The 14,794-nt window shown below is 69.8% G+C and carries 16 protein-coding genes; 4 read left to right on the top strand and 12 right to left on the bottom strand.

What is annotated here, in order from left to right; all coding sequences use genetic code 11:
* Nucleotides 1–93: 93 nt before the first annotated feature.
* From guaB to ACTWQI_RS12995, 3 genes are all read right to left on the bottom strand, one after another.
* A complete protein-coding gene (gene guaB / locus ACTWQI_RS13005; RefSeq protein ID WP_443270064.1) occupies nucleotides 94–1,596 on the bottom strand; it encodes an IMP dehydrogenase in 1,503 nt (500 codons plus the stop codon).
* A 215-nt stretch (nucleotides 1,597–1,811) separates the two neighbouring features.
* Nucleotides 1,812–2,414, bottom strand: a complete 603-nt coding sequence (locus ACTWQI_RS13000) for a sigma-70 family RNA polymerase sigma factor (protein ID WP_443270062.1) — start codon at nucleotides 2,412–2,414, stop codon at nucleotides 1,812–1,814.
* Between the two features lie 367 nt (nucleotides 2,415–2,781).
* The gene (locus ACTWQI_RS12995; RefSeq protein ID WP_003948568.1) at nucleotides 2,782–3,393 is read right to left on the bottom strand and encodes a response regulator transcription factor; all 612 of its coding nucleotides are present in this window, start codon (nucleotides 3,391–3,393) and stop codon (nucleotides 2,782–2,784) included.
* A gap of 375 nt (nucleotides 3,394–3,768) precedes the next feature.
* On the opposite strand from ACTWQI_RS12995, the gene ACTWQI_RS12990 reads away from it, so the two are divergent.
* A complete protein-coding gene (locus ACTWQI_RS12990) occupies nucleotides 3,769–4,071 on the top strand; it encodes a WhiB family transcriptional regulator (RefSeq protein ID WP_443270061.1) in 303 nt (100 codons plus the stop codon).
* Nucleotides 4,072–4,159: 88 nt separating this feature from the next.
* On the opposite strand, the gene ACTWQI_RS12985 is transcribed toward ACTWQI_RS12990, so the two are convergent.
* Nucleotides 4,160–5,140: a LysR family transcriptional regulator gene (locus ACTWQI_RS12985; RefSeq protein WP_443270059.1), complete on the bottom strand. Its 981-nt coding sequence runs from the start codon at nucleotides 5,138–5,140 to the stop codon at nucleotides 4,160–4,162.
* A 60-nt stretch (nucleotides 5,141–5,200) separates the two neighbouring features.
* Between ACTWQI_RS12985 and ACTWQI_RS12980 the strand changes: the two genes are divergently transcribed.
* Entirely contained in the window at nucleotides 5,201–5,974 is a 774-nt protein-coding gene (locus tag ACTWQI_RS12980; RefSeq protein WP_443270057.1) for an SDR family NAD(P)-dependent oxidoreductase, read from the top strand.
* A 95-nt stretch (nucleotides 5,975–6,069) separates the two neighbouring features.
* Nucleotides 6,070–6,774, top strand: coding sequence for an ester cyclase (locus ACTWQI_RS12975; protein ID WP_443270055.1), 705 nt, complete (start codon nucleotides 6,070–6,072; stop codon nucleotides 6,772–6,774).
* A gap of 195 nt (nucleotides 6,775–6,969) precedes the next feature.
* Here the strand turns inward: ACTWQI_RS12975 and groL are convergent, their stop codons facing one another.
* The 4 genes from groL to ACTWQI_RS12955 form a co-directional block, all read right to left on the bottom strand.
* Entirely contained in the window at nucleotides 6,970–8,592 is a 1,623-nt protein-coding gene (gene groL / locus ACTWQI_RS12970; RefSeq protein WP_443270054.1) for a chaperonin GroEL, read from the bottom strand.
* Nucleotides 8,593–8,718: 126 nt separating this feature from the next.
* On the bottom strand, nucleotides 8,719–9,027 hold the full coding sequence (groES, locus tag ACTWQI_RS12965; protein WP_360853671.1) for a co-chaperone GroES: 309 nt from the start codon (nucleotides 9,025–9,027) through the stop codon (nucleotides 8,719–8,721).
* A 426-nt stretch (nucleotides 9,028–9,453) separates the two neighbouring features.
* Nucleotides 9,454–9,681: a hypothetical protein gene (locus ACTWQI_RS12960; protein ID WP_443270052.1), complete on the bottom strand. Its 228-nt coding sequence runs from the start codon at nucleotides 9,679–9,681 to the stop codon at nucleotides 9,454–9,456.
* 376 nt (nucleotides 9,682–10,057) lie between these two features.
* Complete coding sequence (locus ACTWQI_RS12955) at nucleotides 10,058–10,651, bottom strand: dihydrofolate reductase family protein (protein WP_443270051.1); 594 nt, start codon at nucleotides 10,649–10,651, stop codon at nucleotides 10,058–10,060.
* Nucleotides 10,652–10,942: 291 nt separating this feature from the next.
* Between ACTWQI_RS12955 and ACTWQI_RS12950 the strand changes: the two genes are divergently transcribed.
* Complete coding sequence (locus tag ACTWQI_RS12950; RefSeq protein WP_443270050.1) at nucleotides 10,943–12,190, top strand: class I SAM-dependent methyltransferase; 1,248 nt, start codon at nucleotides 10,943–10,945, stop codon at nucleotides 12,188–12,190.
* 27 nt (nucleotides 12,191–12,217) lie between these two features.
* Here the strand turns inward: ACTWQI_RS12950 and ACTWQI_RS12945 are convergent, their stop codons facing one another.
* From ACTWQI_RS12945 to tsaB, 4 genes are read right to left on the bottom strand one after another with little or no spacing between them, the layout of a single operon-like run.
* Nucleotides 12,218–12,472, bottom strand: a complete 255-nt coding sequence (locus ACTWQI_RS12945) for a hypothetical protein (protein WP_443270049.1) — start codon at nucleotides 12,470–12,472, stop codon at nucleotides 12,218–12,220.
* Nucleotides 12,469–13,560, bottom strand: a complete 1,092-nt coding sequence (gene tsaD / locus ACTWQI_RS12940) for a tRNA (adenosine(37)-N6)-threonylcarbamoyltransferase complex transferase subunit TsaD (RefSeq protein ID WP_443270048.1) — start codon at nucleotides 13,558–13,560, stop codon at nucleotides 12,469–12,471. Before tsaD ends, ACTWQI_RS12945 begins: the two co-directional genes overlap by 4 nt.
* A complete protein-coding gene (gene rimI / locus ACTWQI_RS12935) occupies nucleotides 13,553–14,107 on the bottom strand; it encodes a ribosomal protein S18-alanine N-acetyltransferase (RefSeq protein ID WP_443270328.1) in 555 nt (184 codons plus the stop codon). Before rimI ends, tsaD begins: the two co-directional genes overlap by 8 nt.
* Before the next feature lie 5 nt (nucleotides 14,108–14,112).
* Nucleotides 14,113–14,781 (bottom strand): tRNA (adenosine(37)-N6)-threonylcarbamoyltransferase complex dimerization subunit type 1 TsaB, encoded by a 669-nt coding sequence (gene tsaB / locus ACTWQI_RS12930; RefSeq protein ID WP_443270046.1) that lies wholly within the window; start codon nucleotides 14,779–14,781, stop codon nucleotides 14,113–14,115.
* Nucleotides 14,782–14,794 lie beyond the last annotated feature (13 nt).

The raw sequence follows: 14,794 nt of genomic DNA, 5'->3' as shown, positions 1-14,794 counted from the left end.
AGCCACCGGCCGAAGGGGAGTGGCGCGGGTGTGAGGGGCCACCGGCGGGAGGGGACGGGGCACCCCACGCGGAGCGGCCCGCGCGGCGAGCGCCTAGCGGGAGGAGTAGTTCGGCGCCTCGCTTGTCATCTGAATGTCGTGCGGATGGCTCTCCTTGAGGCCCGCCGCCGTGATCCTGACGAAGCGGCCCTTCTCCTTCAGCTCCGCGATGTCGGCCGAGCCGACATACCCCATAGAGGCACGGAGGCCACCGACCAGCTGATGTGCCACCGAGGCCAGCGGCCCGCGATACGGCACCTGGCCCTCGATCCCCTCCGGGACCAGCTTGTCCTCGGACAGGACGTTGTCCTGGAAGTAGCGGTCCTTGGAGTACGAACGGGCCTGCCCGCGCGACTGCATCGCACCCAGCGAGCCCATGCCCCGGTACGACTTGAACTGCTTGCCGTTGATGAAGACCATCTCGCCCGGCGACTCCTCGCACCCGGCGAGCAGGCTGCCCAGCATGACCGTGTCCGCACCCGCGGCGATCGCCTTGGCGATGTCGCCGGAGTGCTGCAGGCCGCCGTCGCCGATCAGCGGGACGTCCGCCGGGCCGCACGCCTGCGCGGCTTCATAGATGGCCGTGACCTGCGGTACGCCGATGCCCGCGACCACCCGCGTCGTACAGATGGAGCCCGGCCCGACGCCGACCTTCACACCGTCCACACCCGCGTCGATCAGCGCCTGCGCACCCTCGCGGGTCGCCACATTGCCACCGATGATATCGACCGCGATGTTCGACTTGACCTTGGCGATCATGTCGAGGATGCCGCGGCTGTGGCCGTGCGCACTGTCCACCACCAGAAAGTCGGCACCGGCCTCGACCAGGGCCTGCGCCCGGTCGTACGCCTCATCGCCGACGCCGACCGCCGCGCCGACGACGAGTCGGCCCTCGCCGTCCTTCGCCGCGTTCGGGTACTTCTCGGCCTTCACGAAGTCCTTGACGGTGATCAGGCCCTTGAGCACCCCGGCGTCGTCGACGAGCGGCAGTTTCTCGATCTTGTGGCGGCGCAGCAGCTCCATCGCGTCCTCGCCGGAGATCCCGACCTTGCCGGTGACCAACGGCATCGGGGTCATGACCTCACGGACCTGACGGCTGCGGTCCAGTTCGAACGCCATGTCGCGGTTGGTGACGATGCCGAGGAGCTTGCCCGCGACGTCCGTCACCGGCACACCGCTGATACGGAACTTCGCGCACAGCTCGTCCGCCTCGCGCAGGGTGGCGTCCGGGCGGACCGTGATCGGGTCGGTGACCATCCCGGACTCGGAGCGCTTCACCAGGTCGACCTGGTTGGCCTGCTCCTCGATGGACAGATTGCGGTGCAGCACGCCGACGCCGCCCTGGCGGGCCATGGCGATGGCCATCCGGGCCTCGGTGACCTTGTCCATCGCGGCGGACAGCAGCGGGACGTTGACGCGCACATTGCGGGATACCCGGGACGAGGTGTCGACCGCGTTGGGGAGCACCTCCGATGCGCCCGGCAGCAGCAGCACGTCGTCGTAGGTCAGCCCGAGCATGGCGAACTTCTCGGGCGTTCCGTCGACGTTGTCGGTCATGACACCTTCCCCAATGTTCTTGCCCCGGCGCGGACTCCCATGCTAACGGGCTGTTCAGGTGGTCCCATTCCACGATCACTGAGGCCCGCGTCACTCAATACCTACCTCCCAGCGTGCCGGGGCCGCCGTGACCGTACCGGCACTGGACGGCCGAACCGGGACGGCTCCGGCACCGAACCGGATCGGGACCGGGACGAGGTCCGGAACCGGACCGGCTATTGCTCGGCGAGCGCCCGAAGCCTGCTGAGGGCCCGGTGCTGGGCCACCCGGACGGCGCCCGGCGACATCCCCAGCATCTGACCGGTCTCCTCCGCGGTCAGCCCGACTGCGACCCGCAGCAGCACCAGCTCGCGCTGGATCTCGGGAAGGTTCGCCAGCAGCTTCTTGGCCCATTCGGCATCGCTGCTCTGCAGCGCGCGCTCCTCCGGGCCGAGCGAATCGTCGGGCTGCTCCGGCATCTCGTCGGACGGCACGGCCGTACTGCCCGGCCCGCGCATGGCCGCGCGCTGCAGATCCGCAACCTTGTGCGCGGCGATGGCGAAGACGAAGGCCTCGAACGGTCTGCCGGTGTCGCGGTAGCGCGGCAACGCGCACAGCACCGCGAGACAGACCTCCTGCGCCAGATCGTCCACGAAGTGCCGGGCGTCGCCGGGCAGGCGCGACAGGCGGGCCCGGCAGTACCGCAGCGCAAGCGGATGCACATGCGCCAGAAGATCGTGCGTGGCCCGCTCGTCACCCTCGACCGCGCGCTGGACGAGAGCGCCGACCTCCCCTGGGCCTTTGGCCATGGGGGGCCCCAGGGTCTCGTCACTGCGCATCGGTCCATGGTGCCTCGGCGCCCAGCGATCCACCGCACCGCCCTCATGGTTGTGCATCGAACCGTTACGCGCCGCTGCTCTCGCACTCACGTCCCACGCCTCCCCCTTTGGGTCATGCCCGTGTAGCGCTCACGACTCCGCCGATAGCTTGTGCCCATGCCACGCGGCATCGGGCAGGGCTTGTCCGTCATGAGGTCTCTTCTGGCCGAGTGAGAAGCCCCGGCCTCCGCCGGGGAGGAGTCACACCTCAAGGATGCGGCATCCCGTGAGGTTTCGGCGCCAGACGCCGACGCAGTGAGGTCGCGGTGCGGGCCACCAGAGCATTGGCCTGCACCGCGACCTCACTGCGCTACGCGTCACACCACCTTCAGCGGACCAGGCCCCAGCGGAAGCCGAGCGCCACGGCGTGTGCCCGGTCCGAGGCGCCGAGCTTCTTGAACAGCCGCCGGGCGTGAGTCTTGACGGTGTCCTCGGAGAGGAACAGCTCGCGGCCGATCTCCGCGTTCGACCGGCCGTGACTCATGCCTTCGAGCACCTGGATCTCGCGGGCCGTGAGCGTCGGGGCCGCGCCCATCTCTGCGGACCTGAGCCGCCGCGGTGCGAGGCGCCACGTCGGGTCGGCGAGCGCCTGCGTGACGGTGGCCCGCAGCTCGGCGCGCGAGGCGTCCTTGTGCAGATATCCGCGGGCACCGGCGGCCACCGCGAGCGCGACCCCGTCGAGGTCCTCGGCGACGGTGAGCATGATGATCCGGGCGCCGGGATCGGCGGAGAGCAACCGGCGCACGGTCTCGACACCGCCGAGCCCGGGCATCCGTACGTCCATCAGAATCAGGTCCGAACGGTCGGCTCCCCAGCGGCGGAGGACTTCCTCGCCGTTGGCGGCCGTCGTCACGCGCTCGACGCCGGGCACGGTCGCGACCGCGCGGCGGAGCGCCTCTCGGGCAAGCGGGGAGTCGTCGCAGACGAGGACGGATGTCATGGCCGCCCTCCGCAGCTGATGCGCGTCACCTTGAGCCTCCAGGCTGGTACGTATCGTCACCTGAGCGATTGACCGCCTCGGACATTTGCCCGAGCGCTTGTCCCATCAACCGCTTCCGCACTCTCAACGACGGTCACCCGAAAGAGTTACGGTCTCCGACGAGAACATTGAACACTCTACGTGAGCGAACAGACACGCGCGGCAGCGCTGGTGTCCGGCGAACCGCCCGGATGGACTATGCCCTATTTGGCGCCTTTTCTTCCCTTCCCTCGGTGTCTGTCGCTAGATTCGCAATGAGTCATATTTACATCTACTTACACAGCGGATGTACGGTCGTGGGCACGATCCACCGGAACACCTCCGAGGGGATGACCAATGGCAGACTTCTCCCGCCTACCAGGCCCCAACGCCGACCTTTGGGACTGGCAGCTTCTGGCCGCCTGCCGAGGGGTTGACAGCTCACTGTTCTTCCATCCCGAGGGCGAGCGAGGTGCGGCCCGAAGTGCGCGCGAGGCCTCGGCCAAGGAGGTCTGCATGCGGTGTCCCGTACGCGCGGAGTGTGCGGCCCACGCATTGGCGGTGCGCGAGCCCTACGGCGTATGGGGCGGGCTGACCGAGGACGAGCGCGAGGAGCTGATGGGGCGCGCCAGGCACCGATTGATCGCCAGTAGCGGATAGCTACTGGCGAAACGTTTCTTCTCCCATCCCTTCGTCGCTCCGAGCCCCGAAGAGGGGCGTCGCCCACGACCTCGGCTGCTCGTCGGCCTTACGGCCCTCGGCGTCCGGCCGCGTGCACCAGCTGTTCCAGAGTCGCCTCGACGGCGGGCACGCGGGCGAGATCCGGCAGCGTGAGCGCCACGACCTCCCGTCGCACGACCGGTTCGATCTCCACCAGCGCGGCCCCCTTGTGCCCTACGGCCGCCAGCGCCAGCTCCGGCAGCACGGCCACCCCGAGCCCGGCCGCGATCAGGCCGATCACCGCCGGAGAGTCGTCTGTGGCGAACTCGATCCGCGGGGTGAAGCCCGCCCTCTCGCACACCTCCACCAGATGCCGACGGCACCGTGGGCAGCCTGCGATCCACGGCTCTCCCGCCAGCTCCTCGATGCCCACCCGGTCGGCGCCCGCCAGCCGGTGTCCCTCCGGGAGCAGCCCGATCAGCCGATCGGTGAGCATCGGTCGTACGACCAGGTCGTCCCTCCCCCATGACTCTTCGGACCCGGGACGGGCCCCCGGCGGCCTTGGGTGCACCCCGGCGCCGACGGCCTCCGGACCGGCGCCCTGGACCTGAACCTGGGGATAGTGAAAGGCCAGCGCGATCTCGCAGTCCCCGGCCAGCAACATTTCCACCGAGCGCGGCGGCTCCGCCTCGGCCAGCGAGATTCGAGTGCCGGGGTGGGCGGCGCGCATCGCGGCGAGTGCGGTGGGCACGAGGGTGGAGCTGCCGCTGGGAAAGGAGACCAGCCGGACTCGCCCCGCGCGGAGCCCGGCGATCGCGGCGACCTCCTCCTCGGCGGCCGTGAGCCCGGCGAGGATGCCGACGGCGTGCCGGACCAGTGCCTCGCCGGCCTGAGTGAGGCGCATCTCGCGGCCGGTGCGGATCAGCAGCGGGGTGCCGGCGGACTGCTCCAGGGCCTTCATCTGCTGGCTGACCGCGGGCTGTGTGCAGCCCAGCTCGCGGGCGGCGGCGGAGAACGAGCCGGTCGCGGCCACGGCACGCAGCACTCTCAGGTGACGGGCCTCGATCATGCTTAACCATAAGCGAGTCTTTGAGAGCCAGGCAGCGAGCGCTCCCGCTAGCGTGCGCGCATGACGACTGCATTGATCACGGGAGCGACGTCGGGCATCGGGGCCGCGTTCACCCGCCGACTGGCCGCGGACGGACACGATGTGGTGCTGGTGGCGCGCGACGCCAAACGGCTCCAGGAGCAGGCGACCGAACTGCACGACCGGCACCGGGTCGAGGCCGAGGTGCTGGTCGCCGATCTGTCGACGGAGGAGGGCATCGCGGCGGTCGAGGAGCGGCTGGGAGAGCGCAAGCACCCGGTGGATCTGCTGGTCAACAACGCCGGGTTCGGCAACAAGGGGCGGTTCCTCGAGGTCTCGATGGCCGACGAGCTCGCGATGCTCAAGGTGCACTGCGAGGCGGTGCTGCGGCTCACCAGCGCCGCGGCGGCCGGGATGCGGGAGCGCGGCCGCGGCGGGGTGGTGAACGTGGCGTCAGTGGCCGCGTTCGTACCGCGCGGCACGTACGGCGCGAGCAAGGCGTGGGTCGTGCAGTTCACGCAGGGAGCGGCGCGGGATCTGGCCGGTTCCGGGGTACGGCTGATGGCGCTGTGCCCGGGATTCGTACGGACGGAGTTCCACGAGCGGGCCGGGATGGACACCGGCAATGTGCCGCGGTGGATGTGGCTGGATGTGGACAAGCTGGTGGCGACGGCCATGAAAGATCTGGCGCAGGGCAAGTCGCTGTCGATCCCGGACGCACGGTACAAGGCGCTGATGGGCCTGGTGAAGCTGGCTCCACGGCAGACGCTGGGCGGCATCACCTCCCGGACAGGGCGGCGTTACGGACCGAGCTGACGTCCGGGCCGCTGAGCGGGCCGAGGGCTGACCCAAGAGGCCGAGTGGACATTCGTCACTAAACTGGTCGAAGGGGACTCTCGACGGGAGGCGCTATGAGCTTTGTGCAACTCATCGACTGCAAGACCACCAAGTTCGACGACATGAACCGGCTCATGGACACATGGGTCGAGCAGACGAAGGGCAAGCGGACCGCCACCCACAACATCATCGGCAAGGACCGCTCCGACGCATCCCACTACATCGAGATCGTCGAATTCCCCTCGTACGAGGAGGCGATGAAGAACTCCAACCTGCCGGAGACGGACCGGATCTTCCAGGAGATGGTGGCCCTCTGCGACGAGATGCCGACCTTCACCGACCTCGACGTGGTGCGGGACGAGCAGCTCAACAAGGCGACGGCCAGGCGGTTCTACGAGGAGATCGTGAACCAGCGCCGCCTCGACGTGATCGACGAGATCTTCGCGTCCGACTACCGGGACCACGACCCGGCCAATGAGCAGGACTACAGGGGCATCGCCGGCGTCAAGGAGGAGACCTCCATGTACGTGGACGCCTTCGGCCCGAGGTTCACGATCCAGAACCAGCTCGCCGAGGGTGACTTCGTGACCACGGTGTGGACCTGCGTCGCGACCCACACCGGCGAGTTCCGGGGGATCCGGCCGACCAACAAGCAGGTCACGATGACCGGTCAGACCACCCACCGGTTCAGCCACGACGGCAAGATCGCGGAAGGCTGGTGGAACTGGGACCACATGACGCTGCTGCGCGAGGTCGGCGCTGTCGAGGTCAAGAGGTGACCCAGCAGCAAGGGCGCGACCCCCGCCGCTGAAGCGCGGCGTGGGCCCACGCACGGGCGAGGCCCGGTGCCCCCACCGCTACGGGGTGAGGCACCGGGCCCGTTTTGTTGCGCAACCACCGCTTGAGGAACCCCACGGCGAACAACCAGGTCCGCGAGAGCGGGCGGCGGTTTAGCCGCACAAAGGTGCGCGCGCTCAGTGGGCGTGGCCGTGAGTGTGGCCGCCCTCGGCCTCCTCCTCTTCCTTCTTCTCGACCACCAGCGTCTCGGTGGTGAGCAGCAGGGAGGCGATGGAGGCGGCGTTCTCCAACGCGGAACGGGTGACCTTGACCGGGTCGATGACACCGGCCTTCACCAGGTCGGCGTACTCGCCGGTCGCGGCGTTGAAGCCGTGCCCCTTGTCGAGCTCGGCCACCTTGGCGGTGATGACGTAGCCCTCGAGGCCGGCGTTCTCGGCGATCCAGCGCAGCGGCTCGACCACGGCACGGCGCACCACGGCGACACCGGTGGCCTCGTCGCCCTCCTTGCCGAGGTTGTCCTCCAGCACCTTCGCCGAGTGGACCAGCGCAGAGCCACCACCGGCGACGATGCCCTCCTCGACCGCGGCGCGGGTCGCGGAGATGGCGTCCTCCAGGCGGTGCTTCTTCTCCTTGAGCTCCACCTCGGTCGCGGCGCCGACCTTGATCACGCACACACCGCCGGCCAGCTTCGCGAGGCGCTCCTGAAGCTTCTCGCGGTCCCAGTCGGAGTCCGTAGCCTCGATCTCGGCCTTGATCTGGCTGATCCGGCCCTGTACGTCCTCGGCCTTGCCGGCACCGTCGACGACGGTGGTGTCGTCCTTGGTGACGGTCACGCGGCGGGCGGAGCCCAGCACGTCCGGACCGACCTGGTCGAGCTTCAGGCCGACCTCCTCGGCGACGACGGTGCCACCGGTGAGGGTGGCGATGTCACCGAGCATGGCCTTGCGACGGTCGCCGAAGCCCGGGGCCTTCACCGCGACGGCGTTGAAGGTGCCGCGGATCTTGTTGACCACGAGGGTGGACAGGGCCTCGCCCTCGACGTCCTCAGCGACGATCAGCAGCGGCTTGGAGGAGCCGGCCTGGATGATCTTCTCCAGCAGCGGCAACAGGTCGGCGATCGCGGAGATCTTGCCCTGGTGGATCAGGATGTACGGGTCGTCGAGGACGGCCTCCATACGCTCCTGGTCGGTCACCATGTACGGCGACAGGTAGCCCTTGTCGAAGGCCATGCCCTCGGTGAAGTCCAGCTCCAGACCGAAGGTGTTGGACTCCTCGACGGTGATGATGCCGTCCTTGCCGACCTTGTCCATCGCCTCGGCGATCAGCTCGCCGACCTGCTTGTCCTGGGCGGACAGCGCGGCCACGGCGGCGATGTCGGACTTCTCGTTGATCGGCCGGGCGACCGCGAGCAGTTCCTCGGACACGGCCGCGACCGCGGCGTCGATGCCCTTCTTCAGGGCGGCCGGGGAGGCGCCGGCGGCGACGTTGCGCAGCCCCTCGCGGACCAGGGCCTGGGCCAGCACGGTCGCGGTGGTGGTGCCGTCACCCGCGATGTCGTTGGTCTTGGTCGCCACCTCCTTGACGAGCTGGGCGCCCAGGTTCTCGTACGGGTCCTCGACATCGATCTCACGGGCGATGGTCACGCCGTCGTTGGTGATGGTCGGGGCACCGAACTTCTTGTCGATGACGACGTTGCGGCCCTTGGGGCCGATCGTCACCTTGACGGTGTCGGCGAGCTTGTTGACGCCGCGCTCGAGGGCGCGACGGGCGTCCTCGTCGAACTTCAGGATCTTCGCCATGGCTTGCGTCTGTCCTCTCAACGAACTGCGCCCCGGACGCCCGGTTGTTGGGACACGGGAGCCGGGGCGCAGATCAAAAACGTGGGTGAAGCGTTGATCCGGGGAGCAAGTCCCCAGACCCCCGAATTACTTCTCGACGATCGCGAGGACGTCGCGAGCCGAGAGGACGAGGTACTCCTCGCCGCTGTACTTCACCTCGGTGCCGCCGTACTTGCTGTAGAGCACGACATCGCCGACCTTGACGTCGAGCGGAATGCGGTTGCCCTCCTCGAAGCGGCCGGGGCCCACGGCCAGGACGACGCCCTCCTGGGGCTTCTCCTTGGCGGTGTCCGGGATGACCAGGCCCGAGGCCGTGGTCTGCTCGGCGTCCAGCGGCTGGACCACAATGCGGTCCTCGAGCGGCTTGATGGCAACCTTGGTGCTGGCGGTCGTCACGATCCGACCTCCCCCTTCGGAGATCTCACGGGGTTGACTGTCTGAGGTGGCGACCTGGTAGATCCGTCGTCGCGGGTGCCGGATCTGCCCGTCGCTGAGTGGTTGGCACTCCCTGGTGGAGAGTGCCAACGCCGAGACTATGACGGCGTTAGCACTCAGTCAACTAGAGTGCCAACGGGCTGCCCGCGCGCCGCGCGGCCCGCGGGGTTGTTCGTATGTCGTTCGACCCTGGGTCACGGATGGTCCTCCAGCCGGGCCGGCGCGAGGCCCTGCACCGTCAGCGTGCCTGCCGCGTCACGCCCTCGCGTGGGAGTACGACTTCAAGGTCCCGGACTTGACGAAGGAGCGGGAGGGCGACCGGTGATCTCCGAGCAGGCATGGGCCGACGCCCAGACGCTCTGGGACTACCACCAGATGCACCACGCACTAGCCGCCGCGGAAACGCCTGGCTTCCGTCAGCAACTCGTTCACTCCCGCGACTGCGCGTGGACTCGCGTACCTGACCGTGATCTCGTAGCCCTCGTCGTCCACTGACACATCCGTGTCCCAGCCATGTGCCATGCCAATCCTGATCAGCCTCAAGACCTGGTCCTCGTTCGCGTCCTTGAGTCGTATGTGAGCGGTTCCGCTGATCTTTATGTTCACCTCTGTCACGTGAGCCTCCCAACGGGCCCCATACAGCCAGTCTCGGACGCTCTCTGTCCTGCCGCATACAGCGCGTAGAGCACCCAACCACGTACAGCCGGTCACACCCACGCACCCCGGTGATCAGGAGCCAGCCAGGCCCATCACGGCCAGAGACGCATACGGTCGAGGGCCTCGTGGTGCAGTAGCGCGACCTGGGGCGGTCATGCCTCAACCTGCCACAGTCCTACGGGAGGCGCTGGGAGGAATCTGGGAGAAGATCTTCTCCCGGCACCTCCAAGATGCCGCGGTGGACCAACTCATACCAAAGGCCTGACCTGCACGAACACTCCGGAGGTCAGGTCTGGATCTTGCAGCGGAGTTGCCGCGCTGCTCCCGCCGCAAGTCACCGCGCTCTATCCGGTTCGACGGCGTACTGGACGAGCACGAGCCCGGAACCCTCCCAGGTGCGGGTGCCGAGCAGCCGCAGGGAGGCCGGCGGCCGGCTCTCGAAGGCGGGGGTGCCCGCGCCCAGCACGCCGGCGCCGATCATCAGGTGGAGCTCGTCGACGAGGCCGTGGGCCAGCAAGTCGTTCCACAGGGTGTGGCTGCCGAAGACGATGATGTCGCGGCCGGGGCCGCGCTTGAGCTCGGCGATCTGCTTGTGCGCATCGGCGCGGCCGACAATGCGGGTGTCCTGCCACGGCGCCGCCGGGTCGGGCGTGAGGGTGTCGGAGACGACCATCTTGTCGATGTCGTTGTTGCGGCGCGAGATCTCACGCTCCAGCGGTGGCGCGTCGGGGTCGCCGGCGATCGCCGGCCAGTAGCTCCTGAACCCTTCGTACGTTGTGCGGCCGAGCAGCAGGGTGTCGGCTGCCCGCAGCCGCTCGGCGTTGTACTCGGAGAACCCCTGGTCGAACGGCATGGCCATGACGTCACCGCCCGGGCCCTCGAAGTAACCGTCGAGCGAGATGATGTTGCAGACGATCAGCTTGCGCATCGTCGACCCCTTCCGGGCATGCATCCTCGGCATTCGATCGTGCAGGGTAGACCGCATCCGCGCCGCGGAATCATCGGACACGGCGTTTTCGACTCAGGCACCCCCTGGTACCTGCGGTCCTGGCCGTGCCGTCTGGGCCGTCTCCGGGCCGTCCGAGGGTGGCCTACGGCGACCAGAGACGACCAGCAACGGCCGCGCCGCTCTTGCTCGGCGCGGCCGTTCCGGCTCTTCCCCCTCCAGCCGGGCCGGTGCGGAGCCTCCTCTGTCCTCGCGTGCCCGCCACCCCTGCGCATGAGGTCGGGCCTGGTGCCGCCCCACGTGGCCCACAATGGCCGGGTGAACGACCTCGAGGCCTTCTCCGCTCTCCTCACCGAGGAGGGCCGGGCGCTGCTCGCGGAGCTGCGCGACTACGAGCCTGCCCGGGAACTCACGATCGCGACCCGCCTGCGCCGCGCATACCCCGCCGAGTTGGTGTCGGCCGCACTCAGGCAGGCGCGGCTGCGGCAGCGCGCGGTGGCGAAGTTCGGAGCCGCGGATGCGGCCGTCATGTTCTTCACCCCCGACGGCCTCGAGCAGGCGACCCGGGCCTCCGTCGCCTCGTACCGTGCGCGCCGCTTCGCCGGGCTGGGTACGGAGCGCCTCGCCGACCTGTGCTGCGGCATCGGCGGTGACGCGATCGCGCTGGCGAGGGCGGGTGTGTCAGTGGTGGCCGTCGACCGGTCTCCGCTGACCTGTGCGGTGGCGCGGGCGAACGCGGCGGCGCTGGGCCTGATGGACCTGATCGAGGTGCGCAGCGCGGATGTCACCGAGATCGACCCGGGCGCGTACGAGGCCGTGTTCGTCGACCCCGCGCGCCGCGGCGGATCACGAGGGGCAGCCGGGCGTGGGCGGATCTTCGACCCCGAGGCCTACTCCCCGCCCCTGTCCTGGGCCGTCGATGCCGCCCGCAAGGCACCGCACGCGGCGCTGAAGATCGCTCCGGGTGTGCCGCACGAGGCGATCCCCGACGAGGCCGAGGCGGAGTGGGTCTCGGACCACGGGGACGTGAAGGAAGCCGTCCTGTGGTTCGGCACGAGCACACCTGCCGCTCGCCGGGCCACCCTGCTGCCGGGGCCGTACTCCCTCCTCGGCTCCGGCCTCCCGGATCCCGAGCCGGGCCCCGTCGGCCGCTTCCTCTACGAGCCGGACGGCGCGGTGATCCGTGCCCACCTGGTGGCCGAGGTGGCCGCGCAGGTCGGCGGGCGGCTGATCGACCCGACGATCGCCTACGTGACCTCCGATCAGCTGCACCCCACGCCGTACGCCACGGCGTACGAGATCACGGACGTGCTGCCCTTCAACGTCAAGAAGCTCAGGGCCCTGCTGCGGGACCGCGAGGTCGGGGTGCTGACGGTCAAGAAGCGCGGCTCGGCGGTCGAACCCGAGGAACTCCGCCGCAAGGTCAGGCCGGAGGGTCCGAACGCGGCAACGGTCTTCCTCACGCGCGCGATGGGAGCGCCGACGATGCTGATCGGTCACCCGGCGCCCGATCCGCGCTGACGTCCGGCTCGAGGCGGGGCCGCGGCCTCAGGTTCCGAGGGATTCGAAGCGCCAACGGTGGACCGGGCGGTTCACCAAGGGAGCGGCGGGCTCGGGGAGTTCGGGCAGCTCCGCGTCGTACGGCGCGTCCCACCAGGTGATGACCAGCACGCGGTCTCCCGGGGCAGTGAACCACTCGCGGCGCAGCGGGGCGGGGGCGAGCGGCTGGGCGCGCGCCCACTCGAGGAGTTGGGGCCCACGGCCCTCCGCCGCCCGCGCCTCCCACATCAGCGCGACAGTCATGAGTAGAGATTGTCCTTGCTCAACTCGTGGACGTGGTCGTGGTCGTTGCCGGGGACATGCGTGTGCGTCACCGGGAGCGAGGAGTCGGCGGACAGGTCCCACGACGACGCCGGCCGACCCCGAGCCACCATCTCCGCACCGAGCGCCGCCACCATCGCCCCGTTGTCCGTGCACAGCTTCGGCCGCGGCACCCGCAGCACGAGCCCCGCGTCCTCGCAGCGCCGTTCGGCCATCGCCCGCAGCCGCGAGTTGGCCGCGACACCGCCGCCGATCATCAGGTGCTCGACGCCGCTGTCCTTGCAGGCCCGGACGGCCTTACGGGTCAGCACGTCCACCACGGCCTCCTGGAAGGACGCCGAGACGTCCGCGACCGGGACTTCCTCGCCCGCGTTGCGCTTCGCCTCGATCCAGCGGGCGACGGCCGTCTTGAGGCCCGAGAAGGAGAAGTCGTAGATCGGATCCCGCGGCCCCGTGAGCCCGCGCGGGAACGGGATCGCGTCCGGATCGCCCTCGCGCGCGTACCGGTCGATCACCGGGCCGCCCGGGAAGCCCAGGTTCAGCACCCGCGCGACCTTGTCGAAGGCCTCGCCCGCCGCGTCGTCGATGGTCGAGCCCAGGGGGCGTACGTCACTGGTGATGTCGGGCGCGAGGAGGAGGGAGGAGTGACCGCCGGAGACCAGCAGCGCCATGGTCGGCTCGGGCAGTGGGCCGTGCTCCAGCTGGTCCACGCAGATGTGCGAGGCGAGGTGGTTCACGCCGTAGAGCGGCTTGCCGAGGGCGTACGCGTACGCCTTGGCCGCCGATACGCCGACGAGCAGCGCACCTGAGAGCCCGGGCCCGGCCGTGACCGCGATCCCGTCCAGGTCGCTCGCCGTCACCCCGGCGTCCTTCAGCGCCCGCCGGATCGTCGGAACCATCGCCTCCAGGTGCGCGCGGCTGGCGACCTCGGGAACGACCCCGCCGAAGCGCGCGTGCTCGTCGACGCTCGAGGCGATCGCGTCGGCGAGGAGGGTCCGGCCGCGGACGATGCCGACGCCGGTCTCGTCGCAGGAGGTCTCGATGCCCAGGACAAGTGGCTCGTCAGCCATCGTCGGTCATCCCCCGTTCGTCTGTGTCGGTGGTGGGTTCGGTGCGGCGCATCACCACGGCGTCCACGTTCCCCGGTTGGTAGTAGGCGGGGCGGATGCCGATCGGCTCGAAGCCGAAGCGCTCGTAGAGGCGCTGGGCCCGGGTGTTGTCGCGGCGCACCTCCAGCAGCACTTCGCGGCACTCGAAGGCGCTGGCGCCGGCGAGCAGCTCGGTGAGGAGTCGCGCGCCCAGGCCGGTGCCCCAGCGCTCGCGGGCGGCGGCGATGGTCTGGACGTCGCCGGTGCCCTCGATGGCCGCGAGCCCGGCGTAGCCCACGATCCGGGCGCCCGTACCGCCCGTGCCGCCTGCGGCGGACGTCTCGGCGACCACGTAGCGGCGGGTGGCGTTCGGGCCGCGGGCGTGGGCGAGTTCGGACCAGAACAGGCCCCGCGACCAGGCGTCGTCGGGGAACAGTTCGCGCTCCAGCTCCAGCACGGGTTCGATGTCCCACCACCGCATCTCGCGCAGCGTCACGTCGCTGGAGGTCGCCGCGGTCACGTCGGTCACCTCGGTCACCTCGGCGTGACCACCTTGTAGTTCACGGGCACCCGGGCATCGGGTCGGCGCAGATACAGCGGCCGTTCGGGCAGGAACTCCCCGCCCGTCACCAGCTTCTCGGCGGCGAGGGCGGCCAATGCGGCGGCGGACTGATGCTCGGGCATGCCGTCCGGCACGTCGGTGAACACCTCGCGGTACAGCAGCGCGCCCGCGCCGACCGCTGGGTGCCCGGCGACCTGCCCGGCGATGTCGGCGGGCCGGTCGACGGCGGGCTCGGTGGCACGAGTGCGCGGATCGGCGTAGCGCGCCCAGTAGACCTCCTTGCGCCGGGCGTCGGTCGCCACGGTGAAGGGGCCTTCGAGACCTGCCTGCCCGGCGGCGTACGCGATGCCGTCGAGGGTGCACAGGCCGTGGACCGGTGCACCGGTGGCGGCGCCGAAGGCGGCGGCGGTCGCGAGGCCGACCCGCAGGCCGGTATACGGGCCGGGGCCGACCCCGACCACGAAGCCGGTCACGGCGTCGAGCGACACCCCGGCCTCCCGCAGCACCCGGTCGACGGCGGGGAGCAGCAACTCGCCGTGCCGCCGTGCATCCACTTGGTGCGACTCGGCGACGACACCGGCTCCGTCGTGCAGGGCGACGGTGACGGCGGGGGTTGCGGTGTCAAGAGCGAGCAGCAGCACGGGTACAGCCTAC

The organism is Streptomyces sp. KR80 (assembly GCF_052245555.1).
Lineage (GTDB): Bacteria > Actinomycetota > Actinomycetes > Streptomycetales > Streptomycetaceae > Streptomyces.
The sequence above is the reverse complement of the archived record's forward strand: the minus strand, read 5'-3'. Positions and strand labels throughout refer to the sequence as shown.